Source organism: Vibrio barjaei, from assembly GCF_001639065.2.
GTDB classification, from domain to species: domain Bacteria; phylum Pseudomonadota; class Gammaproteobacteria; order Enterobacterales; family Vibrionaceae; genus Vibrio; species Vibrio barjaei.
The window spans coordinates 364,258-387,279 of the sequence record NZ_LQXO02000005.1 but is presented as its reverse complement, the minus strand read 5'-3'; the positions used below and the strand labels follow the sequence as shown (position 1 = coordinate 387,279).

The window sequence follows — 23,022 nt, the reverse complement described above, 5'->3', positions numbered from 1 at the left end:
TGTGAAAAATCATACCAATTTCATACTTTTTGGTGTGTGTCCTTTAATTCTTGTTCGGGATGAACAAGCAGTAGACTTTAAGTTCATTTCGAAAGAGTGGGCTGACTTTTTGCTAGAAAAGTGGAGATAGTACTTCTTTGCAAATGTTCTGCGTGATAAGGAGGCAGAAGCTGATTAGGATCGACCTCGGTAGCGCAATATGGTGATCACTTCAAGGGATGGGGAGTTTCTTTTGTTATTAAGACAGTAAAGACATTACATTAATTTATACTAATATAATGTTAGTTCTATGTTGCTAAGTCCAGCGTTACATGTGTTGCTAACTAGAGTTTGGTAGGAGACCATTATGAAAAAGATGATCGTGTTATGCTTGCTCTTTCTCTCTATGGATGGAGAAACGTCTGAAAAGCAACTGGTTTATCTTGTTTCAGATTTGAGAATACCCTTTTGGGAAATTATGAGTAGAGGAGTTACTTCGAAAGCAAACGTCTATGATTACGACGTGCTTGTCCTCTCTGCCAACAATGATGCTAAACAAGAATTAGAAAATCTTGTAGTGGCCATCGATATGAAGGCTGATGCCATTATCATGTCTCCTACGAATTCTTCTGCCGCGGTGACCTTGCTTAATTTGGCAAAACAAGCCCAGATCCCTGTTGTCATTGCCGATATTGGAGCAGAGAGTGGCGACTACTTGTCCTACATAAAATCAAACAATCTCCAAGGAGCCTATGATTTAGGAAAAATGCTTGCAGCTAAGATGGAGCGTAGCTCAAGTGTTGACGGCACCGTCGGTATTATCGCAATTCCCCAGATGAGAGTGAATGGTCAACAGAGAACACAAGGTTTCATTGCTGCTCTTGATGAAAGTGGTATTGACGTTAATGGCCTTTATCAGCAAGTGGATTTTAGCCATCAGGAAACATTTGATTATACAATCGAAATCTTAACAAAAAATCCTAGAACGCGTGCTATTTGGCTACAAGGTTCGAACAGGTATCAAGCTGCTCTTGATGGTATAGCGAAAATGGGTAAAGAGAAGGAGGTTTTGTTGATTTGTTTTGATGCAGAGCCAGAGTTTCTGGAGCTGCTCAGAACGGATGTTATTGTTGGATCTGCTATGCAACAACCTTTTAAAATAGGAGAGCGTTCAGTCGAGACTGTTTATGAGTTTTGGCAGGGCGCGAAGATTGAATCCACACAAGAGCTTAAGGTGCTTGCTGTGGACAAAAATACCCTTGATAGCCAAGAAGAAGAAATTAAAAGAAATGTCCTCGGTTTGGATTAGAAAGGAACCTGATGGGGAAAATGAACGCTTCTTCCAAGTCCGTCGCTCTCATAAGAGTGACCATGTTAGTTATCATGCTCAGCATCAGTCTCGTGATAGCTATCTATACAACGATTACTCTTTCAATTGAAAAACAAGCACTCTCAAAGCACATCAATAAACAAGTTGAAATGAGCTTAATTACACTGAGTAATAATATTGCTCCTTTGATGCAAGCGTATGCTATTAATGAATATAAAAAAATCATCTTAAATGAAGCAAGAGAAAGAAATTACCAAGCTATTGTGGTTTATGACAATCAGTTCGCCAAAATTCTTAATCGAGATAACTATGTTTCGGGTGTAACAAAAGTCAATGGTGAAATTTCAGAGTGTGACGAGGAAAAGGGCTATTTGTTTGGTGATGAGTTTGTCATAACAAGCATGCCTATTGAATCACCAAACGGTGAGGAGATTGGCAAAGTAAAGATCAGTGTTTCTGATAGCATTATTAAGGATAAGATGTATGAGTCGCTTTTTCATGCCGTACTCTCAGGTCTAATACTTAACGCTGTTATCTTATCGATATTATATTTTCTTTTACAACGGTTTGTATCGAAACCCTTAGCGAGTTTAAAGCTTCAGTTAGAAGTTGATGAAGTCAATGCCATTCCCAATCGGGAATTGAAGCTCAGTGGGTATAATGAAATTGATGGTTTTATTCGGGTTGTCAACCAGATGTTTTCAACAATCAAAGCAACGCGAATGAAGCTGCTGGAAGAACAGAGAGATTTGAATAGTGTTATTGCAGCAACCAAAATTGGCACTTGGTACTGGAATATAAAGTCGGGTGAAGTTAAATTTAATGAAAGATGGGCAGAGATGCTCGGCTATCGCTTAGCAGAGCTTGAACCACTCACTTTCAAGACTTGGGAAAAGCTCTGTCATCCAGAAGATTTTGTTCAATCAGAAGAACAATTAAAGCGCCACTTTGAAGGTTCTCTTGAAGTTTATGAATGTCAATGTCGTGTTCAACACAAATCTGGACAATGGCTTTGGATACTCGCTCGAGGACAGGTGGTGAAATGGGAAAAGACTGGTGAACCGATAGAGATGTTTGGGACACATCTTGACGTAACGGAAAAGAGCCATGCAGAAGAAGAATTGAGAATGTCAGCGAGTGTTTTTGACAACACGAGAGAAGGTATTTTAATTCTTGATAATTTGGGGTTAGTTCGAAGAGTTAATGAAGCATTTATTTCAGCTAATGACTACAGTAGAGAAGAACTATTGGGTCACTCTTTAGAGTCAATGATAGATGAAAGTGAATCTCAGGTTCGCTATGCCGAACTGAAACAAAAAGTGTTAAGTAATGGGTTTTGGCGTGGTGAATTATGGCTCGTAAGAAAAGATGGTCAAGCTTATCCTGAACTTGTCAGCATAACGGCTGTTAGGGACTCTCAAAATAGGCTATCTAATGTTGTTGCTCTGTTTACCGATATATCACGCCTTAAAGAGCAAGAGAAGCAACTAGAGTTACTTGCACTCTATGACCCCCTCACGAAACTGCCTAATCGTAACCTATTGGTGACCAAAGTCAGTGAGTTACTAAAATTCAATGAATTCGGTCGATATATGGCAGTTCTTTTTATTGACCTCGATGACTTTAAAAAGATTAACGATTCTTTTGGACATGAAGTTGGCGATGAGGCGCTAAAATTACTCGCTTCTACCTTGAGTAAAAACATTCCTTCAAACGATATTCTAGTAAGGTGGGGGGGAGATGAATTTATTATTATCCTTAATAATGTTCGGAATGAAACTAAAGTAAAATCGTACGCTTCAAAGCTACTCAATATAATTTCTACAATGAGATTTAAAACAGATCTGATTCACCCACAGTCCTTCTCTGCGAGTATTGGTGTAACTATGACGGAGGCGGATAGTGTCACAGATATAGAGCACCTTATTCGACAAGCTGACCTAGCTATGTATGAATCGAAACTGCAGGGGGGGAATAGTATGGCATTCTTTAACCCTGAGCATGATAGAAGTAAGCGAAAACAACATGCTAAAAAGCGACAGTTGGAACAAGCCGTTTCTGAAAATGAGCTGGAACTATACTTTCAGCCAAAAATGAACCTGAGAAGCAATGAGGTGGTAGGAGCAGAAGCCCTTCTTCGTTGGAATCACCCCGACAAAGGAGTGTTAACCCCCGAGCAATTTTTGTTTGATATAGAGACTCCCTCGCTGCAATGTGAGATTGGTGACTGGGTAATGACTCAAGCCGTTCATCAAGTGTCCGAGTGGATGAAATGTGGCATGGATATACAATTGTCTATTAACGTATCCAGCTATCAATTGGATGATATCAATTTTACCAGTCGCCTAAGAGCGCTATTGTCTCAATATAAGGTTCCTCCAAGCTATGTGCAGATAGAAATTCTTGAATCGAGTGCTCTAGAACTGGTAGAAAGAGCTCAGGCGGTGATCGAGCGTTGTCAGTCGTTTGGGGTGAGTGTGGCAATTGATGATTTCGGAACTGGCTATTCAACCCTCTCTTATTTAAGAGATCTTCCCGCTGACGTGTTGAAAGTCGATAAGAGCTTTATTATTGGTTTGCAAAAAGATAGTAAGAATTGGGGGCTTTTGAAGGCTGTGATGAGTTTGGCCTCAACCTTCGACAAAACGGTTGTGGCAGAAGGTTTAGAAGATTGGGACGCAAAGGAGTTGTTATTGGAAGTAGGATGTGAAATTGCCCAAGGTTATGCGATAGCGCGGCCAATGAAGATAGAGCAATTTAACCGTTGGTATCGACAAGAACAGGTAGCGGTATGAGAAAGAAGAGCCATTGTTACGTATGACTAAATGGAGAAATGATTTCGAGTTGCCTTTCTGCACCCTATTTCGCAATTTTCCTTACTTTAGATATTTTGAAAATATCCATTTTGATTTGGTGCTCTAACTGGCTTCTGTCCTGAAATGAGTCATAAATTGCTCAATCTTTGTTGTTAGTTCCACAATGTTACCTACAGCGATGCACCTCAAAAATGATCAGACTTTCACTTTTATAATCTACGAACCACTTAAAAAAGCACATTTCCGCTCAAAGTTCACTCTTCTCCAACAAAAAAGCCCCTCTGATATTCAGAGAGGCTTATCTTTGGAACTCAGAAGTTAATTATTAGAGTTTGTCCCAAGCGTCTGACCAATGCACCGTTTCACCCGGTGCATACGATGGGTTTGAGCACCAACCTGTATAAGGCCATGGTTTACATTGATATAAACCGCCATCAGAGCCAGTGACGATATCCCCTTCGGCATAGGTCGCGTTAGGATCGTAAGCAGGATGTTCTCCCGGAGGAGGTGTTACTGATTCATCCACCACTTTAAATCCATGAGTCACCAACTCCGAGTTACCGTCACCGTCTGTCGCGGTGGCTCTGAATACAAAGTTACCGGCTTCAATAGCTGACAATGTCACAGTTAACGTCGATTCACCATCCACCTGATGGGTTTGCTCGTATATCTTAGCGCTAGAGCTGTCTTCAACTGTAACGGCGACAGAAGCAGATTCACTGGTTTTTATGACTGGGTTTAAAGTAACACTACCACCAGTCAAAGTGTACTGAGAGCTCAATCCATCGATAGTGAGGTCAAAACCCGGCGCTGGCGTTCCGCAACCATTATCATCCACTTTTCGCCATACTCCCCACTCTCCGGTAGTGCCTGGTTCATCACCACGAGTCCACCATTCAGCACGCCACGTTGAGCCATTATGAGAAACGAGATCTCCTTTAGAGTATGTAGCGCTAACATCCCATGCGTTAGCACAAGAACTGCCATCAGCGACCGTTACCACACGATTTGCCGTAGTAGTTTGATTAGCACTGTCTGTTACTCGGTAAACTAAGTCATATTTACCTAGTTTGTTTACATCCACGCTGCCTTCTACATGCACTTGAGAGGTTAAGTCACCATCTTCTGCGTCAATGGCTTTTACCCCTTGCATTGGATCAAAGCTATCGCCCAATTTGATGGTGACGTCGGCGACGCCTTCAAACTCTGGAGCTAAGCTATACACTTCCACATTCCGGCTCTGTTTGGTCTCGTTGCCATCACTGTCTGTCACACTATAAATCAATACATAAGTACCGATGGTGTTCGTGTCGACCGAGCCTTCAACAGAAATGCTATTGGTTAAATCTCCATCTTCTTTGTCTTTTGCGGTCACGCCTGCATAAGGGTCGAACGCGTTACCATGACGAACACGAACATCAGATACACCACTAAATACAGGCTTACCTTCACTTGGTGGTGGCGGTGTCTGACCATGTACAAACGCACCGTAGTCGTTAATAAACTGTTCACCGTAAGCCTGACCTGAAGCGTTGGTGCCCATGTCCCAGTTTACTGACCATGTCATCACACCTCTCAGCGCCTGACCTTGAGCCTTTAGTTGGTTAAACGCGTTATAGAGGTCTTGAGGATCTTGGACAAAACCAGTCGCCGCAGCGTCAATATTGGCAGGAATACCAAATACCAATTTATCATGTGGAATCTTGTGGAACCCTCGTGTTCCGTTAGCCAGAGAATCCGAGATGTAATAAATAAACTCTTGTTTCAAAGCGTCGTTGTTCTGAGCAATCCAGCCAACGCCGTCCACCCATATCCCATCCCCACCCTGGTTATAAAACTGTGGGTTTATCCAATCGTAGTAGCCTTCTAGTCCGGTGATATAAGGAACGTATTTGCCACCTTCCGTTAGGTAAGGAAACTCTGGGGCCATCGTGATTAGGAAGTTCTTACCTTGCTGCTGGTAGTGCTCTTTTACAATACGTAGCGCAGCAGGAATGACAGTTTGGTTGTCAGAAGCGGTTACCGCCGACTGTTCTAAGTCGATGTCCAAACCATCAAAACCGAACTTGTCAGTCAGTCGAATGATCTCTTGTGCGAATGCTTGTTCATCACCTGTCTTTAATTCGACATGAGCATCAGCACCACCTAACGCGATCAACACTGCTCGGTTTTGCTGATTAAGCTTCTCAATTTGTGCGATAAATTCCGGTTCAGAAAGGCCAATAGCAGGGTCTAGTTTAAAAGTGGGAATACGGCCTTCGCTGGTGTTAAACACCTTCATAAATGAAACGTTGACAACGTTGTACATAGGGTCAACATCATCCAACGTAATACAAGGCGAATTACCACCTTTATAGCCAGCGCCATCACACCAGTTATGCCAATAACCAACTACAACACCAGCTTCCGGGTTCACCATCTCATTCGCTGATGCTGCACTCGCAATACTGCCTAAACCTAGAGCCACAGCAAGATAGAGCGTTTTTTGCTTCATCATATTACCTCTTATTCATTCAATTTTATTACGGGATTCACTCAGCATTTAGATACAGCAACGCATTGAGTTCCATAGGAATTATATGATTGAAGTAAGAAATTAATCACATGATATACAGATACTTTTTGTATAGATTTTCGATATCGTGATCTTAATTCACGATGAAAAATCAATTAGTGAATAATTCTAGACCAAGGTAGTAAAATGAGGCATATAGGCGAAATCTGCTTATATTTCTATCAAAGAGTAGGAAATTTCCACCAAGCAACCTATTGATAGTTTTCTCTAGAAATTAAGTGGCAATGGTCAACGTTTGAGCTGAAATTGATCGTGTTCAGCCAATCGGTAAGTGGGAGGTACTCTTTATTTCTTTTATCGACATATTCGACTGTAGCGCCGTGACACCTTTGACACGTCGCAACTCGCTAAGCCTGTCGTAGTATTGCTCAAGGCTTTGGGCAACTATTTGGACAATGTAATCGGCGCTGCCAGCAATGCAGCTACACATAACCACCCACTCTACTAAACCCACAAACTCTTCAAACGGCTCTGTACTTTCAACATCGTGATTACCTAGCGTTACCAATGTAAAGCCTGACACTTGTAGGTTGAGTTTCTGTCGATTGAGAACCGTTGTGTAGTTGTCGATATAACCCGCTTCTTCAAGTCGTTTCCAACGCCTCCAACATGGCGTTTCACTCAAATTCACTCGTTCAGCAAGTTTATTATTACTAATTCGACCTTCACGTTGAATGATCCTCAGTATGGAAATATCTATATCATCCAACTCATATGTAGCGCTTTCTTTCTTATTCATGGTTAATTTGGAAATTTTCTGCTCAATATGGATTCGATATTAACGTAAATGGCAATTCTATTTCTAGTGGTTTCGATAAGCTAAATAGAGACTGCAACATTACACTATCAGGGGATTTTATGAGTGCACAATTGCTCTTTGCGTTTATCGTTTTTTCATTTTCTATATCGATAGCACCTGGCGCTGGTAATATCGCGCTACTTAGTTTGTCGAGTCGGTATGGCTTTGTTGCTGTATTACCTTTCATCGCAGGCAGTGCTTTAGGTGTGTCGATTATTCTTGTTGGCTCAAGTCTCGGACTGACAAACCTTTTGAGCTCCGAACCAATGTTATACACAGCGCTAAAAGTACTAGGGACCTGTTACCTACTTTATCTCGCCTGGTCGATTTCAACCCTCAAACTCAGCGATAGTGAGACGGACAAACAAACTGGCTTTTTCAGTGGTACGCTGGTTCAAATTCTGAACCCCAAGGCTTGGGTTGCGTCTTTAACTCTACTGACGCAGTTTCTGCCTGGTCAAAACAGAGTTCTATCGGATGACGCGGTGATTATGGCTATTTTCATTGCAATTGGAGTGTCGTCTATGTGCATTTGGGCATACTGTGGCTCAGCACTCAATAAGCTACTGACATCGCCTAAATACTTCTTGTGGGTCAACCGCGGCCTTGGAGCAAGCTTAGGAGTTGTTGCCATTTTGATGGCTGGACAATCTATTTAACCTCAATACAAAACAGCCGTCCCTTGTTCAAGCAGGAGACGGCTGTCAGTTAGAGTGATATCGATTAGCTAACGGTTTTACTAAACCTCAAACTCAATGTCCAAGCAGCGAGCCCGATAATTGCGTACACACTAACATTCATCCAACCGGCGGCTGGAATCGCACTCAACGGATTTGGTGCCAAGATCGCATGTAATGGCAGATAGAAAATGTCCGAAAAGAACTGGTCGACACCGTAAAATCCAAACATGGCTATCGGCATCCATCGAAGTACATAGATTGCAATAAGCATAATCAATAATGGAGAGTTTACTTTTTGCGATATTGCCATAGCGCTAAGGGCCAATGGGAGCAAGAGTACACCGGCCATCACCATTCTCAAGTAGAAGCCTACCCAACTAAACATAACTGCTAGTAAAGAAGACTGTTTATGTAACAATGCCAATTGATGATCGGTTGAAGTATTGAGTAGCCACAACAGAAAATCGGCAAAAAACACCAGTATTGAACACACCAGTGGAATCACTAGCAATCCAAAGGCTAACTTAACTAGGTGCGTTTTCACATCACTCACTGGCATACTACGCCAAAACATAATGCTGCCTTCAGTACGTTCTTTACGCAGTGTTCGCGGAAAATACTGAGTACCCAGCAGTATTGATAAAAGCCCCGCACCACCTGCAATCAGCATGTTGACGTCGTCAGCCATTTCTTTATGGATGTCGCTCACATCACCACTAAAGTTTATATGAAAAAACATATTGTGTTGCAAGGTCGAACTGCTCATTAAGCTAATAAACAAAAGTAAACCACAAGCAAATAGGAATAACGGAACTCGCGTTACAAGCGGGTTTTCTATCCACTCTTTACGTAGCATTGCCATAATAGAACGCATTACACCGCCTCCTTTTGCAAAGCCAAAAATAAGTCTGCCAATTTCACGCCGTATACCGCCCCTAGCGTTTCTGCCTGTTCTGAAAAGTGTGAGTGCAGTAACCACTTGGTGCTGCCTAGTCCTTTCTGAGAAGAGAGCGGCTTCATAGCTTCAATTTCAGCGCGATATTCATCGCTAGCATCCAGAATGAAGTAATCTTCGCTGATGGCTTCCATTGAGCTTTGTAGCACTGTACGCCCTTGTTTAAGAATCAACACATCGGTAAGTAGATGCTCGATTTCACTCACCTCGTGGCTGGCGATAATTAGTACTCGATCACCATCATGGAACCACTCTAGAAGGTGGCGGTAGAAAGTATCTCGATAAACCAAGTCGAGTCCTAATGTCGGTTCATCTAAAATCAGTATTTGGGTATTGGTCGCGATGACTACCGCTAGGTGCAATTGCACTTTCATACCTTTAGACAAAGCTTTGATTCGAGCACGTGGTTTGATATCAGTTTGACGCAGTAGTTCATCCGCTTTACTGCGGTCAAACCCTGTGTGCACCCCTTCGGTGTAATCCAATAACTGCGCCACGGTCATCCACCCAGGAAGCACATTAACATCCGAAATGTACGACAAGCTTTGCATGATCTTGTCACGCTGAGTTATCGGTTCGAATCCATTGATACGGATGGTTCCATTGTAATCGTGTGCGCCGAGTAAGGCGTTAATGAGTGTCGATTTACCTGCACCGTTGTGTCCAAGCAAACCTAGTACCTGACCAGCCTGTAACTCAAAACTGATATCGTGCAAGCCTTCACCTTGCTTACTATATTGCTTGGATGCATTTTGCACACTGACTAAAGCGCTCATTGGTCACCTTTAATATGGGGTTTAATTTGCTGGACAAACTCGTCTAATGACATATCCAGACGCTGCAAAGTTACAGCAATTTGAGGGATTTGCTGCTCAAGAAAACGGGCTTTTTCATCAGCCAATAATTTGTTTTTAGCCCCTATCGCCACAAACATGCCTTGGCCACGCTTCTTTTCTACTAGCCCTTCATCTACCAACAACTGATAACCTTTCATTACCGTTAAATGGTTAATCTTCATGTCTGCAGAGACATTACGAACTGACGGTAACGGCTCGCCTTCTTGCCATATACCTTGGAGTATTTGTTGAGTAATTTGATCAGCCAACTGACGGAAAATCGGTTGACGATCATGCCAATGCGTCATTAGCGCCCCTTGACTGAAATGGTGTTATATATATGTATAACACCTAAGCTAACAGATTGGAAGGTAATTGTTTTTCACATAGGATTAGTGAAAACAAAGCCCACCTTAGAAAGTGGGCTTTACTCAACTATTTGAGGTCTTGAAGTCGTCACACGGCGACTGTTTTCACCTTTAGACGATTCTTATTATCTCGATTGCTAATGACTTGTTGATGATCGTCGATCGGTCCTAACGACTTGGCCAAACGGTCATACAAGACAACATTGACGGTTGCCGCAAGATTCATGCAGCCATGGGTAGGCACATAAACCACATGGTCGGCTTTATCTACTAGTTCTTGTGGTAATGAGCCATCTTCAGGGCCAAATACATAAACGGCATTGTCTGGATGATTAAATGAAGGAAGCGACGTCGCGCCGACGGCGAACTCGACACAAACAACTGAAACGTTATCTGAGACGTCAGCCGTTAAGTCATTCATCTCAACCAGCTCAATCCGTTCATGGGTGTTTTGCGTGTCCGTTTGAAATCTCACAGCTCGACTATAACGGGTTCCGCTATAACGAACTTGGGTTGCGTTATAACACCCTGCTGCTCGCATTACGGCACCGACATTCGTTGGGCTCTTCGGATTGTGTAATCCGATAATGACGGTAGATTCTGTTGTCATTGATAGGGTTCTACTTGGTTTGTCAGATAATAAAAAGCGTACTTTGATGGCGCAGGATTATGCCATAGAAACGTTATTCGTGCTGTTTTTGGTGCGCGTCAATATCTAGTCACCGTTCAGAGTTAGGGGTCTTCCTACTACAGCAATATCTTTCCTATACAACAAAAGTGGCACCCCAATTCGTTTAAACCTCTATTGAGGTGTTTGCCTTTATCATTAAGTATCATAAAATTATTAATTACCGTTAACTTTGATACTTTTTGACAGCCTGAAGTATGGATGAAGGAATACACTTAACTTCGAACTCACACAAAGGGACACCACAATGAAAGTATTTACTCAGTCAGTATTAGCGCTAAGCCTGCTAGCCATGGGATCAGCACACGCCTTTGAATTAAAAAGTAATGATATTCAAGAAGGCCATCCAATGGCTAAAACCTTTGAATATAACAGTTGGGGTTGTGATGGTGGCAACCAGTCACCGCAACTGACATGGAGCGACGTTCCAGAGGGAACAAAGAGCTTTGCAATCACCGCCTATGACCCAGATGCCCCAACCGGCAGTGGTTTCTGGCATTGGGTCGCCTTTAATATTCCAGCTTCTGTGACCGAGTTACCGCGAGGTGTGGACATCAAAAAACTAGGGGGCCAAGAGTCTCGAATCGATTATGGTAGTGTTGGATTTGGTGGTGCTTGCCCACCGAAGGCCGATGGTATGCATCGTTACCAATTTACCGTCTGGGCGTTGCCAACAGAGAAGCTCGATCTTAATCAGGACACACCATCTGCGGTTATCGGCTTTACGCTTAATAATATGGCGATAGGCAAAGCAAAACTGACTGCTACTTATACACGCTAACTTATTCAAGGGGGAATGATGAACCATCCATACCAAGTAACGTTATTTCGAGCCGAACAACTTCAACGACTCAGAAATGTGCGGATTCATTCCCCGAGTATTATTCAAATCATTTCTGGCAGTAAGCGACTTTTTTGGAAAGACAATGCCATGGATGTGTCGCACTCTCAATTGCTGCTTTGCGAAGCCTCCGCATCACTCAGCTTTGAAAACCTACCACAGAAAGGACGATTTCTTTCCAGAGTATTCAGTTTCCACTGCTTACCTACACAATCCATGTTAGAGACAAGCAGAAATCGTAGCCAAGAAGACGACCTACCAATCTTAGAAGCGACAAACGCATTACAAGACATACTCAATGCTTTGTTCTCATTTGAACAACACCACATGAGTAACGCAACCCAGACTTTCTGGGTGATGGGGCTTTACCAACAATTAGCGGAATACGGTGCGTTGCATCAGTTGTTCTCTGACTCAGAGACTCGATTTAGTCAAAAACTGAGTCGCTATCTTTCTCATTCCCCAAGCGAAGAACATGCCCTAGAAACCGTCGCACAACATTTCGCTATGAGTCGTGCTACTCTGATTCGTCGCTTAAAACAAGAAGGTACACAGTATCGAGAAGTGCTGGCAGAAGTGCGTTTAAACCATGCTCTGTTTTTAATCCAAAACGGCTCTTATAACGTCGCACTATTAGCCCAATCGTGTGGATATCAATCCGAGGGTCGATTCAGCCAACGCTTCAAAGGAAAATTTGGTTTATCGCCTCGAGACTATATTAAGACAGTGGCAGTCTAAGCTTGCGAACAGAACCTATAACGTGATCCCATTAACCCTTTAATTTGTGAGGTAATGTTACCCTTCTTACGGTTATTTTTTGCGAGAGGGAAAATTCAAATGCAGCAGGTCCTGATTATCGTCAATGATGCACCTTATGGTTCCGAGAAGCTCTTTAATGCCTTGCGACTCGCCATTCAACTCAATGAGCAAGACAGTCAGAACGTTAAGGTGAATCTATTTTTGCTTTCCGATGCTGTCACTGCAGTCTTACCAAGACAATCCCCGAACGAAGGCTACAACATACAACAAATGCTAGAGATAGTGATTGCCCAAGATAGTGAGGTCAAATTCTGCGGCTCTTGTATTCAGGCGCGTGGATTATCAGGACTTGATGTTATTGAAGGCTGTGAACTCGCCACAATGGATGATTTGGCAAATTGGGTATTAATGGCGGACAAAACAGTCAGTTTTTAGCTAGGTAATCATTCGGCTCTGAGCGATAGCTCTACCTAGCTATGCATTGAGAAGGCGCGACCACCTTCTCAATTCATATATAACTAAACTCTATATGCCAGCAATTATTCGGCGTCTTGTTGCGGATTCTGTTCAGCGTTTATCTTCGCGTACGTGTGCAGCAGCTCAGTGAGTATTTTGACCCAGCCAAACGCATCTTGTGGCGGATCAATCAGCAGTTTTTCGACCTGTTCACAGTGCACCTCTAGGGTAATTGCCTGCTCTAAATTGAATGAGATGGCATAGAAATGCCACAAAACAAGTCGTGTCATTCGCTCACTGTTCTGTTTTGCATTTTCAGAATCATCAAATGCCTGTTGAATCTCGCTCAGAGCAATTGCCGTCATTCGCAACGTTGCGTCAAGACGGGCCGACATCATGCGCTCTTCGCTGTCCACTTCTTCTTGTTCAAAGGTAAACAGCTCACTCATAACATCTTCTGGCACCATTCGGCTAATCATTCGAAGGCTGAATTCTTCCAGTTCATGACGAGGCATGGTCACAAGGCAGTTAAAGGTGTAATCACGAAGCATAGTAAGTTGCTCTGGTTAACGATCAAATTGAACCGCGCATTCTAATCAGATTGCAGCAATTTTCCAATTTTTCCTATATTGCGGACCGTTTAGGTAACCCACACTATCAGGACTGCTACGCTAGTTTGTTAGGTTATCCGTCATCGCGTCCGCAACGGCAGCAAACTTGGCCAAGTCTTGCTTATCAATACCCGCGGTCATTTGAAGCAACATCGCTTTATCAATCTCAGCCACTTTACTCATGATGGTTTCACCTGCGGGCGTCAATATCAGGAAGTGGCTTCGCTTGTCTTCAGGGTTTGGAGCTTTCTCCAACAACCCTTCTGAAATCAAAGTATTAATAAGCCTTGTAACCTGAGCTTTATCTCTGCTTAGCAGGTTTGCAATATCAATTGATGTACAAGGTGCTCGCTTAGTAATGATCTTCATTACTCTGATATGCATCGGTGCTACATCGCAATCAAGGCTTTCAATTTGTTCACTCATTTGACGCTTCAGCGTATGGACGAGGCGGAAAATCGATTCAAGTGAGGTGTTTTCAGACATAGTGATCCTTAAAAATATAGTTGACATTATCAACCATTATATTTATAGTTGACATTATCAACTTAATTCTAAGCAATTTCAAGACCGGAGAACCTAAATGACGACACAAACAATGCCTGCTTCCCCTGTCACCAATGATGCAAGCACCCCTATCCTATATAAGGTGCTTGTCATTGTCAGTTTGATGACAGTGATTGGAGGAACTCTGACAGGTGTGATGACTTACATGAATGTCGGTTTAGGTGAAACCTTTTACAGCGATTGGTTATCTTCATTTGCCCTAGCCGCTATCGTAATGATGCCTTTCGGGATGGTGATGATGACTTTACTTACTAAGCTCGCCAATCGACTGCTACCGTCAATAAGCGCGACATTTCGTAACCTCATCGTTGGGATAAGTATGGCGGTCGTAATGGAATCGCTATTGGCTTTCGTTACCGCAGCCAACAACATTGGATTTGCTGATATGACAGTATTCACCAATGAATGGTTCAAAGGCTTTATTGCCGCACTACCTGTTGGCTTAACGATCATGGTCGTTATGTCAATGACAGTGAAACCTAAAATCGAAACCTTCTTAAAAAGCTAGACTTTAGAATAATGATCCCCCTACAGGAGCGCACAATGAATTCCCTCACAAGTAAACACAACACTTATCGAATCACTATCGAAGAAACTAATACTAAGGCGGTTCGCGAGTTTCAAACCATAACGTTTGAAATTGAGGATAGAGAAGATATGTTTGCCATTGTCGAAAAAATGAAGCAATCGAGTGGACTGGATGAGCAAGCGGCGACTCGTCTTGGAGTCAGTATTCGTCTATTGGGTCCTTTGATGATGCAAGATCGTAAGCACCCACTGTTCGCAGATTTTATGCCGCACTTCAAAACGTTCATGCAGAACCTAAAGAAACGAATCAAACAGAGCTAGTATAAACGACAAGCTTCGGTATCGATTGGTCCATAAACAGAGAGAGGAAGTGGCAACTGTATCTTAGTCGAAAACATTCTTAGTACGTTCGTCACTGCCGTCATGGCGTATAAAAGCGGACTAAATAAATAGTCGACTTTATTGCCATTGATTAGAAAGACAACCTCATCACTCCCCATATATTGGGACAGTTGATATTTATCACTAGCATCCTTGCCGAGGATGCTGACCAACACATCCTTTGGACAGGTAGAGCTTTGAAGTACATAAACAAAGCTCGCTTGATTGGTATTTAAGGGTACTTTGAGTTTAACTTCCCAGCCGTTTTCCCGTGTCACTTCAAACAGTTGCTGTTCCAGTAAAACATTCTTTGGCGTAGACACTTCCATGGAATAACGTTGTATTTTTAATGAGAGGCTGACGGTTGCCAGTACGACAAACATTAAACCTGTAAACAATACTGTTTTCATACATCGCCCTTAATATTGAAAAACGACAATATCAGAGGCGAAGCGGAGACTAAGATTAAAAAAGTGTTGTAGACGGTAGCACCCACGCCTTCATGAACAAGTAAATAAGTCTGATAATCAATCGACATCAAGCCAATACGAACGATATTGGTAACAATCAAAACGGCTAGAATACATACAAACCACAAAACGTTCATTTTGCGATACCCTAGTAGATAGTAAATAGACATCCAACCCAGAATCACCAACGACAAGTTACAGAATACTGAACAACCCACCCCAATCGAGAGGTTATGGGCTTCACTAAGTAATAAGTGATTTTTATAGACCGATAACTCGGGAAAAAAAGGAGATAACGTCACTCCAATTAGCCAAGTCTCGGCGTTTAATATAAAACCACTGGTTATTTTAAACAGGCTATCACGCCACAAAAAGCTCAACGCCAACATCACCAGTAACATGACCTCACCATTGAAACTTCCCGTTTGTTTTCTGTAGGCTAGCGCCGCAAACAATATCCCTACCCATGAAAACAATGAACTGGGTACTAGAACACAGATGACCAAAATAGCAATAGGCACAAAGAGAGAGTGAGGCGTCGTTTTTTCAGAGGTGTGAACAACAACAATTGAAAAGAGCGCTAACAGAATGATTGGAGTTAATGGAAACGGACCTGCGTCTGCTGACCAAGCAATGAAGTTGTTGGTTAGCCCATTGGCAACGGACAACATCGAAAGAACAATAAACGAAGTGCCATTTAAGGCACCTCGCCACCACTTTAGGTTTGTGGTTTTTTGGTTAATGATTGTCAAAACCTTGATTCCGTCTTCTCAATATCAAACCTACCCCACCAGCGACAACAAGCATCCCTGCACCCAACCAACCGGAGGCAAAATCGCCAATGGGTGCTGCCGAAGAGCTGTTACAATGAGGGTTTCCGACTGCATTACCGTTACCGCAAACTGCATCGGGTAAAGCAAAGCTATAAGTCGAAAAGGCTAAAGCTAGAAAAGCTACGGACGAACGTAGTGCTATCTTCATCTTCATCTCCTTGAAAATAAATAGTCATTCCTGATTTGACTTTCACATTGAGACAAATTCGCAATATGGCTAAATAAATGAACTCCTTATCAACAAAACCGTCTCACTGGGAGATACCTGCAATATTCAAACCACCTTATCAAAAACAGGGATATCGCTCCGTTACTAAGGCATACTCTTGTATGAGTGCTATATACTAGATCCATAACACTGGCTTTCAGGAAGACTTATGACAAAAACAATCAAGATTCAAAATGAAGAGAAATTGTTCAAAAAAGCGTTGGAGGTCGGCTGTAAAATGGCGGCAATGCAAGGTTACCCGGTTCAAGACCTATCAGCGACACCAGCAACGAAAGCAAAAGCTCTCTATCACTTTCTCGTAGAAGTAAAACAAATCGTCCCTCTACCGGAAGACAAAGAAGATGGACCTCACATCAAAAAACGACTCGCTATTTGGCTCCACAGTGCCTTACCCGACAATGACCCTCTGAAATAACGAATACGTCATGGAGCACTCTCTTTTTAAACGCTCCATGGCATCTTCTCTATTGCTATTGCTCTAACTCATCTTCTATCCAAACATTTCTAAAATCTGGCCACGACCAATCCGTAATGGATACTCCCTGCAACACCCCTTTCCAACGCAGTGTCTGTCTGTGATGAAACATCGGCGTGAGCCAGTTCTGATAATGCATCGTTGTAGCAATAGACTCTAGCTTCGCTAAATACTGAGTTACTTGGCTACTTTCACGAAGGTTGCTCATTTCTGCCCTTAGCCACGCAGAGGCATCGTCCGATAAGCCTTGGTGTAAGATAGAATCTGACATCAACCATCGATACACAGAAATCGGCAAGTTGTCATCTACATTAAAACTTGCAATCACTAAAGGCTCACTGAGCTGACGGTGTTGCGACAACTTATACATTTCTTCTAGCGAGTAGACATTGATGGTGCAGTCGATACCCATTTGATTCAAAGTATGTTTCATCACCTGAGCGCAATCTTTTATTACCAGATGGTCGTAGACTGCTATATCCAGACAACTTGGAAGCGATGCTGGCTCTGGTTGACAAGGTTTAATCTGTGTCCAACTAGGAAGAAAGTTGTGAGCTGGAATCGACGCCATTAACAGTTCTGACAATTGATCATGCTGTAATATCGTTTCAGGTGAGAGCACACTCGCCAACCAACGCCGCTGTGCGAGCGTTAACTGTTGCTGACTGGCTGTATTGAACAACATATACAGGCAACCATTTTCGATTCTGGTCTGGGTACTTTCCCGAACATCACTACGGTTTTCTATTAAATAGTCAGGCCGATCTAGAAGATTAGGCTGATCATAATGACCTAACTGAATGCGTTCACTTGGTGTATTGGCTAATTGCCAAATCGTCACAGTGTCGGTCAAAGAACGCAGACCAAAATAAAAGTCGTTCGCTTGTAACCTTAAACGCTCGTCCGATTGCTCAACGACTTGGAATGCTCCAGAGCCGTCTATGGTTGCTACTATGGGAGAACTGATTTGCTTAGGAGGTTGAATGGAATAGCGCAAGTCAGAGAGCAATGCTGCAAAGCCTAGATCTGGACTACTAAGTTCAAACGTCACACTTTGCTTTGTAAAGGAGATAGCCACCACATGCGACAGTTCTTCGCGGTATTCTGGAAGCCCGCACAACTGCTCAAATAGCTCTTTGATGAGTGCGGCGGTGATAACCTGACCGGAGTGAAATTTAAGTTGCGGGCGAATATAAAAGCGCCAAATGGTAGCATCTTCATTGCTGGTCCACGCGTGAGAGAGCTGAGGGGTTAACTGCCCTTCTTTGTCACACCCCGTCAAACAAGCATAAACCTGCCTTACTAAGAATCGCTCGCTGTTTCTCAATGGAGTGTGAGGCAACAGTTCATCGAATACTCGCTGATACGTGAGTTGAATATGCAGCTGCTCTTCACGCACGATCGCACCTGAAGTTTGGCGCAGTAAAGCGGCAAACTGCTGTTGGTCATCTTCGAGGAACGTCATCGCATTTTCATAGTATCCAGCTTCAATCTGCACTCGAGCTAATACTTGGCGAATTTCGGCACGTTCAAAAGCAAGGTGTATTACCGAACGTTGATTTCTACCTACTTTAGGCTGCCAAGTAAGCCATTGTCGCTGTTGAAGCTCTTGCAACAAAGTGCGGCTATGGCGGGTTGTAGTGCAGAGTTTTTCCGCCACTTCAGACAGAGAAACCGACACATCCCGTTTGGCTCCTAGAGGCAGTAAACGTTCATAATAATGCAGTGCGCGTTGGTCTTTCATTTCATCCCTCAATTACCGAAGAATACTGGTTTCGAAGCACAATCAGGAAAATTACCATACATTTTATTCCTCATATAAATCCCACAACCCCTATTTAGCACTAACCATCGCTCAAAAACACATATTGAGGAAGATTATACAAAAACATTCACTCTTTTTTCATTCCTCATATTAATCAATACTAGGTCTATAGTAGTTTTACTTACGGATTGTTGCTTGCAGCAAGCTCATTAGCGACAAATCCAAATCAATAAAGCAAATAAGCTTAGAGGTTTCATATGACTCAATTTCCGGATAACTTTCTGTGGGGTGGTGCCATTGCCGCCAACCAAGTTGAAGGTTCTTATAACCTTGATGGCAAAGGGCTCTCGACCTCAGACATGCTGCCTTCAGGCATTTTGAGTCCTCACCAAACTCGCGATGAACGCACACCGGGTATCAAAGATCTTGCTATCGACTTCTACAACCGTTATCCAGAAGACATTGCGCTTTTTGATGAGATGGGCTTTAACTGCTTAAGACTTTCAATCGCTTGGACTCGCATTTTTCCAAATGGTGACGACGCGCAGCCAAACGAAGCGGGACTCGCTTACTACGACCGTCTATTTGATGAGTTAGCGAAGTACAACATGACACCATTCGTGACGTTGTCTCACTACGAAATGCCTTACGCATTAGTAGAAAACTATGGTGGCTGGGGTAACCGAAAACTGATTGAGATGTTTGAACGTTACGTTACAACGGTGTTTGAACGTTACAAAAACAAAGTAAAACTGTGGCTGACATTCAACGAAATCAACATGTCATTGCACGCACCTTTTACGGGTGTAGGTTTGCAAGAAGATGCTACAGAACAAGAAATATATCAGGCTATCCATCATCAGTTGGTCGCCAATGCCAAAGCGGTAAAACTGTGCCAAAAGATCGTTCCGGATGGCAAAATCGGTAACATGCTGTTAGGCGCGTTAAACTACCCATACACGTGTAACCCTGATGACGTTATCGCTGCGATGCACGAAAACAACAAATGGCTGTTCTTTGGAGATGTACAAACTCGTGGTCAATACCCTGGCTATATGCTGCGTTACTTCCGTGAAAACCAAATTGAACTCGATATTCACGATGGTGACCTAGAGACCATCGCACAAGCGTCTGTCGACTTCATTTCGTTTAGCTATTACGCCAGCGGCTGTGCAAGTGCCGATCCAAAGCAAAAAGAAGTAGGTAATATCGTTGACAGTGTGCCAAACCCATACCTTGAAAAAAGTCAGTGGGGTTGGTTGATCGATCCCAAAGGACTGCGCATTTTGCTTAACTTCCTGCACGACCGATACCAAAAGCCGTTGTTTATTGTAGAAAATGGTTTAGGAGCAAGAGACGAAATTGATGCGAATGGCAACATTGAAGATGACTACCGCATCAAGTACCTAAATGACCATTTAGTGCAAGCGAGAGAAGCGATTGAAGATGGTGTTGAACTAATGGGATTCACGAGTTGGGGTCCTATCGATCTTGTAGCGAACTCCACCGCAGAAATGAGTAAGCGTTACGGTTTCATTTATGTCGACCGTCATGATGACGGCAACGGCACGCTAGAACGTAAGCGTAAAAAAAGCTTCCATTGGTATCAAGAAGTGATTAAAACCCAAGGTAAATCATTAAGCGAATAACCCAAAAGAAAAAAGCCAGACAACACGTCTGGCTTTTGTTTGCGCGCTTTTTAAGGCAGCGCCAGCGCCTTTTGTTTTAGCAAAGTGACAGGCACTCGCAGTATACGCATATTGGAACTATTGGTTTCGACAATAATAATTGCTGTCTCAGCATCAAGTTGATAAATATCGGAATAAGCCGATGCGCCTTCGACCAATTGAATTGGCCCTTTCCAGCTGTCACCTTCGTCAAAGCTAAACCATAAACCTAAGTCTTGACGATTGCTCGCTCCAGACGGACTACCCTGAGGATTGGTGAACAGCAAATATCGACTACCATCAGCTTCTTCGAAGCGAGCAATTGAAGCATCAACGGTTCCGGAGCTTATACCAGGGAAAACATCGGCATTGTTACCGCTAAGCATCGCCCATGTTTTGCCTCCATCTTCACTCAAGAACTGTTGGCGCGGGCCGTGATTTACACCACTGACGGTCTTGTTAAAATCAAGGCGTGCAGTCAAGAGCAAATGACCATTATCTAACTCAACGAGATCCGATTCACTCGGCTCAAGCGTTTCCAAACTGCTCGCACTCTTCCAACGATAGGGAAGCGGTAAGCTTGCCCCTGTTTGCCAGTTTTGACCACCGTCGTCACTGTACACAGACATGACGTTTAAGAAGTATCGGTCTAGTGTAATTGCTGGATATATTAGGCGTCCATTATGACTACCGGCAATCGCTTGCTGTCGCTCAAGCTGGATCCCGTGACCGGGCCCAGGGTTCACACTGGCATGTCCGTAAAAGCTCATGGTATTGCCGGACTTCTGTTTGCTCCAACCTAATTGTTCTAGGTCAGTCGTCGTATTCGCTGGATCTTGTTGAGCTAAATAAGCCGCATCTAGGCTAACCAAAGTCACGCCTGATTGCTCAAGAGCGATATCCTGTAGATGAATTCGGCCATCAACACTGCTATCTGCGTTACCAAACTCCACAAGGTTGCTACTCGACGTTTCACCTGACCAGCTAGCCAGCGTATTGCCATCAACCAATAGAGACGCTTGATTATTCACGGCTGAATAGGCAATTTGGTAATTATGAAAACCATACACATCACCACTACTTAGCGCGACAACAACAGGCGAAGACTCACCATTTAATTGCGCGGTGAGCTGTCCTGAAGGGTCAACAGCAAATGTCACTACAAAAGCGCGAGAGCCATCTGCCGCCTGTATTCGGTTCGCAGCACCGTCAAAGATTCGTAGTGTGGCATTCAACTGCCAGTCCTGATTACTGTTTAGGGTTGCTGATTTACTATAGAGCTCTGAACCTCCCCACCCTGCAATTTGGTAGCTGTGCTCCTTCACTTGATGAGTCACATCCACCGGAGCCAGCCAGTTTGAAGCGGCAATATCATAGGTACTGTAGAAGACACCACTTGGCATCCATGACTTGATCTTATCGCCATTCTGCGCGGCGTCTGTAGGCCAACGGACATAAGAAACAATGACACTGTCAGACGCCGAATCGTATATAGGACGAGGATCCGAGAAATCATAGTCATCGTTAGCGTTGATCTGCTCGGTTAAATTCAGCTCTGTATTCCATGTCACACCTGAATCGGTGGATACGCGAGTAATAATATCATTGGTGTTGGCTGTTGAACCTGGGTCACCTCCCCCTACTCGCTTCTCAGCAAACGCAGTCACCACACCCGGAGATTCTGTGCTCGCAACCAAAGATGGAATGCGATCGGGACCATGGAAAATCACATCACCTTGTACTTCGAACTCAATATTCTTGTACGCTGAAACGCCATCTGTATAGGTAGAGCCATTCCCCCACACCAACATATTCTGTGACGTTGGTGAAGGGGAGATCTGATCGAGAATTAGTTGGCCATCAAAGTAAAAGCTCGCTTTAGGGGCATCTCCCGGATGAAAGACCAGTTCGTACTTATGGTAATCCGTTGCCGCCGCGCCTGTCGCCAGTACAGTAGTGCCACTTCGGCCTTCAAACTCCACTACCAGTTCGCCTGCACTGTTTATTGACAAAATAGGCAACACACGCTGGCTGCCATCGGCATAATAGTTAGTAATCATACCGCCGCTTACCACGCGCATTTCAGTCGATAACCTCCAGCCATAAGCCGCAGCTTGACTCTTTAACGCGTCAGGTAACACCGCTTTCCACTGCGCTCGTCCGCCTTCACCTTGAGCGACCCATGCTGTCACGCCATCTACTGTTGATAGCACACCACTGCCACTTTGACTATGGTCTGCAATCCAACCTTGTTCACTTGGCTGGTCTTTTGCTGGATCAGTTGTTGCCGTATAGTCAAACAACTCCGCATTTGCTAGCGGAGCTACACCAATTGCCATTGCAAGCCAAACTGCCTGTCGGTTTTTCCTAAAAACCATATTTGTTCCCTTCTGTCTAAATCCAAACTAACTTAT

At 43.4% G+C, this 23,022-nt stretch carries 23 protein-coding genes; 10 read left to right on the top strand and 13 right to left on the bottom strand.

Annotated features, from left to right (window positions below):
- Positions 1 to 346: 346 nt before the first annotated feature.
- A complete protein-coding gene (locus AWH66_RS02665; RefSeq protein WP_063605138.1) occupies positions 347 to 1,288 on the top strand; it encodes a substrate-binding domain-containing protein in 942 nt (313 codons plus the stop codon).
- 62 nt (positions 1,289 to 1,350) lie between these two features.
- Complete coding sequence (locus AWH66_RS02660) at positions 1,351 to 4,104, top strand: bifunctional diguanylate cyclase/phosphodiesterase (protein ID WP_063605137.1); 2,754 nt, start codon at positions 1,351 to 1,353, stop codon at positions 4,102 to 4,104.
- A 346-nt stretch (positions 4,105 to 4,450) separates the two neighbouring features.
- Here the strand turns inward: AWH66_RS02660 and AWH66_RS02655 are convergent, their stop codons facing one another.
- Positions 4,451 to 6,622, bottom strand: coding sequence for an immunoglobulin-like domain-containing protein (locus AWH66_RS02655; protein WP_063605136.1), 2,172 nt, complete (start codon positions 6,620 to 6,622; stop codon positions 4,451 to 4,453).
- Positions 6,623 to 6,956: 334 nt separating this feature from the next.
- A complete protein-coding gene (locus tag AWH66_RS02650) occupies positions 6,957 to 7,439 on the bottom strand; it encodes an Lrp/AsnC family transcriptional regulator (protein WP_063605135.1) in 483 nt (160 codons plus the stop codon).
- 119 nt (positions 7,440 to 7,558) lie between these two features.
- Here AWH66_RS02650 and AWH66_RS02645 point away from each other — a divergent pair, with 119 nt between their 5' ends.
- Entirely contained in the window at positions 7,559 to 8,158 is a 600-nt protein-coding gene (locus AWH66_RS02645; protein WP_063605134.1) for a LysE family translocator, read from the top strand.
- Positions 8,159 to 8,222: 64 nt separating this feature from the next.
- Here AWH66_RS02645 and AWH66_RS02640 read toward each other — a convergent pair whose 3' ends face one another.
- From AWH66_RS02640 to AWH66_RS02625, 4 genes are all read right to left on the bottom strand, one after another.
- Positions 8,223 to 9,053 carry a hypothetical protein gene (locus AWH66_RS02640; protein ID WP_063605133.1) on the bottom strand — a complete coding sequence of 277 codons (831 nt, stop codon included), beginning with the start codon at positions 9,051 to 9,053 and terminating at the stop codon, positions 8,223 to 8,225.
- Entirely contained in the window at positions 9,053 to 9,910 is an 858-nt protein-coding gene (locus AWH66_RS02635) for an ABC transporter ATP-binding protein (protein ID WP_063605132.1), read from the bottom strand. Before AWH66_RS02635 ends, AWH66_RS02640 begins: the two co-directional genes overlap by 1 nt.
- Positions 9,907 to 10,278 (bottom strand): GntR family transcriptional regulator, encoded by a 372-nt coding sequence (locus AWH66_RS02630; protein WP_006069497.1) that lies wholly within the window; start codon positions 10,276 to 10,278, stop codon positions 9,907 to 9,909. The genes AWH66_RS02635 and AWH66_RS02630 overlap by 4 nt, the downstream gene beginning before the upstream one ends.
- Positions 10,279 to 10,426: 148 nt before the next feature.
- The gene (locus AWH66_RS02625; protein WP_063605131.1) at positions 10,427 to 10,948 is read right to left on the bottom strand and encodes an RNA methyltransferase; all 522 of its coding nucleotides are present in this window, start codon (positions 10,946 to 10,948) and stop codon (positions 10,427 to 10,429) included.
- Between the two features lie 325 nt (positions 10,949 to 11,273).
- On the opposite strand from AWH66_RS02625, the gene AWH66_RS02620 reads away from it, so the two are divergent.
- From AWH66_RS02620 to AWH66_RS02610, 3 genes are all read left to right on the top strand, one after another.
- Complete coding sequence (locus tag AWH66_RS02620; RefSeq protein ID WP_038227067.1) at positions 11,274 to 11,807, top strand: YbhB/YbcL family Raf kinase inhibitor-like protein; 534 nt, start codon at positions 11,274 to 11,276, stop codon at positions 11,805 to 11,807.
- Between the two features lie 18 nt (positions 11,808 to 11,825).
- Complete coding sequence (locus AWH66_RS02615) at positions 11,826 to 12,605, top strand: helix-turn-helix transcriptional regulator (protein WP_063605130.1); 780 nt, start codon at positions 11,826 to 11,828, stop codon at positions 12,603 to 12,605.
- A gap of 99 nt (positions 12,606 to 12,704) precedes the next feature.
- Positions 12,705 to 13,061 (top strand): DsrE/DsrF/TusD sulfur relay family protein, encoded by a 357-nt coding sequence (locus AWH66_RS02610; RefSeq protein WP_038227068.1) that lies wholly within the window; start codon positions 12,705 to 12,707, stop codon positions 13,059 to 13,061.
- 104 nt (positions 13,062 to 13,165) lie between these two features.
- On the opposite strand, the gene AWH66_RS02605 is transcribed toward AWH66_RS02610, so the two are convergent.
- Together AWH66_RS02605 and AWH66_RS02600 are read right to left on the bottom strand one after the other, a co-directional pair.
- Entirely contained in the window at positions 13,166 to 13,633 is a 468-nt protein-coding gene (locus AWH66_RS02605; RefSeq protein ID WP_006069492.1) for a hypothetical protein, read from the bottom strand.
- 120 nt (positions 13,634 to 13,753) lie between these two features.
- Positions 13,754 to 14,179, bottom strand: a complete 426-nt coding sequence (locus tag AWH66_RS02600) for a MarR family winged helix-turn-helix transcriptional regulator (protein WP_006069491.1) — start codon at positions 14,177 to 14,179, stop codon at positions 13,754 to 13,756.
- A gap of 97 nt (positions 14,180 to 14,276) precedes the next feature.
- Here AWH66_RS02600 and AWH66_RS02595 point away from each other — a divergent pair, with 97 nt between their 5' ends.
- Positions 14,277 to 14,768 carry a DUF2798 domain-containing protein gene (locus AWH66_RS02595; RefSeq protein WP_006069490.1) on the top strand — a complete coding sequence of 164 codons (492 nt, stop codon included), beginning with the start codon at positions 14,277 to 14,279 and terminating at the stop codon, positions 14,766 to 14,768.
- A gap of 35 nt (positions 14,769 to 14,803) precedes the next feature.
- Positions 14,804 to 15,109 (top strand): DUF3861 domain-containing protein, encoded by a 306-nt coding sequence (locus tag AWH66_RS02590; RefSeq protein WP_063605129.1) that lies wholly within the window; start codon positions 14,804 to 14,806, stop codon positions 15,107 to 15,109.
- Here the strand turns inward: AWH66_RS02590 and AWH66_RS02585 are convergent.
- From AWH66_RS02585 to AWH66_RS02575, 3 genes are read right to left on the bottom strand one after another with little or no spacing between them, the layout of a single operon-like run.
- The gene (locus tag AWH66_RS02585) at positions 15,106 to 15,579 is read right to left on the bottom strand and encodes a hypothetical protein (RefSeq protein ID WP_063605128.1); all 474 of its coding nucleotides are present in this window, start codon (positions 15,577 to 15,579) and stop codon (positions 15,106 to 15,108) included. The two genes, AWH66_RS02590 and AWH66_RS02585, sit on opposite strands and share 4 nt — an antisense overlap.
- Positions 15,576 to 16,391: a hypothetical protein gene (locus tag AWH66_RS02580; RefSeq protein ID WP_083399932.1), complete on the bottom strand. Its 816-nt coding sequence runs from the start codon at positions 16,389 to 16,391 to the stop codon at positions 15,576 to 15,578. Before AWH66_RS02580 ends, AWH66_RS02585 begins: the two co-directional genes overlap by 4 nt.
- A complete protein-coding gene (locus AWH66_RS02575) occupies positions 16,378 to 16,620 on the bottom strand; it encodes a hypothetical protein (protein ID WP_063605127.1) in 243 nt (80 codons plus the stop codon). The genes AWH66_RS02580 and AWH66_RS02575 overlap by 14 nt, the downstream gene beginning before the upstream one ends.
- A gap of 229 nt (positions 16,621 to 16,849) precedes the next feature.
- Between AWH66_RS02575 and AWH66_RS02570 the strand changes: the two genes are divergently transcribed.
- Complete coding sequence (locus tag AWH66_RS02570) at positions 16,850 to 17,116, top strand: DUF5062 family protein (protein ID WP_062462198.1); 267 nt, start codon at positions 16,850 to 16,852, stop codon at positions 17,114 to 17,116.
- A 55-nt stretch (positions 17,117 to 17,171) separates the two neighbouring features.
- On the opposite strand, the gene AWH66_RS02565 is transcribed toward AWH66_RS02570, so the two are convergent.
- Complete coding sequence (locus AWH66_RS02565) at positions 17,172 to 18,920, bottom strand: SgrR family transcriptional regulator (RefSeq protein ID WP_063605126.1); 1,749 nt, start codon at positions 18,918 to 18,920, stop codon at positions 17,172 to 17,174.
- A gap of 278 nt (positions 18,921 to 19,198) precedes the next feature.
- On the opposite strand from AWH66_RS02565, the gene AWH66_RS02560 reads away from it, so the two are divergent.
- Entirely contained in the window at positions 19,199 to 20,590 is a 1,392-nt protein-coding gene (locus AWH66_RS02560) for a glycoside hydrolase family 1 protein (RefSeq protein ID WP_063605125.1), read from the top strand.
- Between the two features lie 50 nt (positions 20,591 to 20,640).
- Here AWH66_RS02560 and AWH66_RS02555 read toward each other — a convergent pair whose 3' ends face one another.
- Entirely contained in the window at positions 20,641 to 22,986 is a 2,346-nt protein-coding gene (locus AWH66_RS02555; RefSeq protein ID WP_063605124.1) for an exo-alpha-sialidase, read from the bottom strand.
- Positions 22,987 to 23,022 lie beyond the last annotated feature (36 nt).

What these genes read in the sequence shown, in the direction of transcription:
- AWH66_RS02665 (WP_063605138.1), top strand. Translation starts at nt 347, where the DNA reads ATGAAAAAGATGATCGTGTTATGCTTGCTCTTTCTCTCTATGGATGGA.
- AWH66_RS02660 (WP_063605137.1), top strand. Translation starts at nt 1,351, where the DNA reads ATGTTAGTTATCATGCTCAGCATCAGTCTCGTGATAGCTATCTATACA.
- AWH66_RS02655 (WP_063605136.1), bottom strand. Translation starts at nt 6,622, where the DNA reads ATGATGAAGCAAAAAACGCTCTATCTTGCTGTGGCTCTAGGTTTAGGC.
- AWH66_RS02650 (WP_063605135.1), bottom strand. Translation starts at nt 7,439, where the DNA reads ATGAATAAGAAAGAAAGCGCTACATATGAGTTGGATGATATAGATATT.
- AWH66_RS02645 (WP_063605134.1), top strand. Translation starts at nt 7,559, where the DNA reads ATGAGTGCACAATTGCTCTTTGCGTTTATCGTTTTTTCATTTTCTATA.
- AWH66_RS02640 (WP_063605133.1), bottom strand. Translation starts at nt 9,053, where the DNA reads ATGCGTTCTATTATGGCAATGCTACGTAAAGAGTGGATAGAAAACCCG.
- AWH66_RS02635 (WP_063605132.1), bottom strand. Translation starts at nt 9,910, where the DNA reads ATGAGCGCTTTAGTCAGTGTGCAAAATGCATCCAAGCAATATAGTAAG.
- AWH66_RS02630 (WP_006069497.1), bottom strand. Translation starts at nt 10,278, where the DNA reads ATGACGCATTGGCATGATCGTCAACCGATTTTCCGTCAGTTGGCTGAT.
- AWH66_RS02625 (WP_063605131.1), bottom strand. Translation starts at nt 10,948, where the DNA reads ATGACAACAGAATCTACCGTCATTATCGGATTACACAATCCGAAGAGC.
- AWH66_RS02620 (WP_038227067.1), top strand. Translation starts at nt 11,274, where the DNA reads ATGAAAGTATTTACTCAGTCAGTATTAGCGCTAAGCCTGCTAGCCATG.
- AWH66_RS02615 (WP_063605130.1), top strand. Translation starts at nt 11,826, where the DNA reads ATGAACCATCCATACCAAGTAACGTTATTTCGAGCCGAACAACTTCAA.
- AWH66_RS02610 (WP_038227068.1), top strand. Translation starts at nt 12,705, where the DNA reads ATGCAGCAGGTCCTGATTATCGTCAATGATGCACCTTATGGTTCCGAG.
- AWH66_RS02605 (WP_006069492.1), bottom strand. Translation starts at nt 13,633, where the DNA reads ATGCTTCGTGATTACACCTTTAACTGCCTTGTGACCATGCCTCGTCAT.
- AWH66_RS02600 (WP_006069491.1), bottom strand. Translation starts at nt 14,179, where the DNA reads ATGTCTGAAAACACCTCACTTGAATCGATTTTCCGCCTCGTCCATACG.
- AWH66_RS02595 (WP_006069490.1), top strand. Translation starts at nt 14,277, where the DNA reads ATGACGACACAAACAATGCCTGCTTCCCCTGTCACCAATGATGCAAGC.
- AWH66_RS02590 (WP_063605129.1), top strand. Translation starts at nt 14,804, where the DNA reads ATGAATTCCCTCACAAGTAAACACAACACTTATCGAATCACTATCGAA.
- AWH66_RS02585 (WP_063605128.1), bottom strand. Translation starts at nt 15,579, where the DNA reads ATGAAAACAGTATTGTTTACAGGTTTAATGTTTGTCGTACTGGCAACC.
- AWH66_RS02575 (WP_063605127.1), bottom strand. Translation starts at nt 16,620, where the DNA reads ATGAAGATAGCACTACGTTCGTCCGTAGCTTTTCTAGCTTTAGCCTTT.
- AWH66_RS02570 (WP_062462198.1), top strand. Translation starts at nt 16,850, where the DNA reads ATGACAAAAACAATCAAGATTCAAAATGAAGAGAAATTGTTCAAAAAA.
- AWH66_RS02565 (WP_063605126.1), bottom strand. Translation starts at nt 18,920, where the DNA reads ATGAAAGACCAACGCGCACTGCATTATTATGAACGTTTACTGCCTCTA.
- AWH66_RS02560 (WP_063605125.1), top strand. Translation starts at nt 19,199, where the DNA reads ATGACTCAATTTCCGGATAACTTTCTGTGGGGTGGTGCCATTGCCGCC.
- AWH66_RS02555 (WP_063605124.1), bottom strand. Translation starts at nt 22,986, where the DNA reads ATGGTTTTTAGGAAAAACCGACAGGCAGTTTGGCTTGCAATGGCAATT.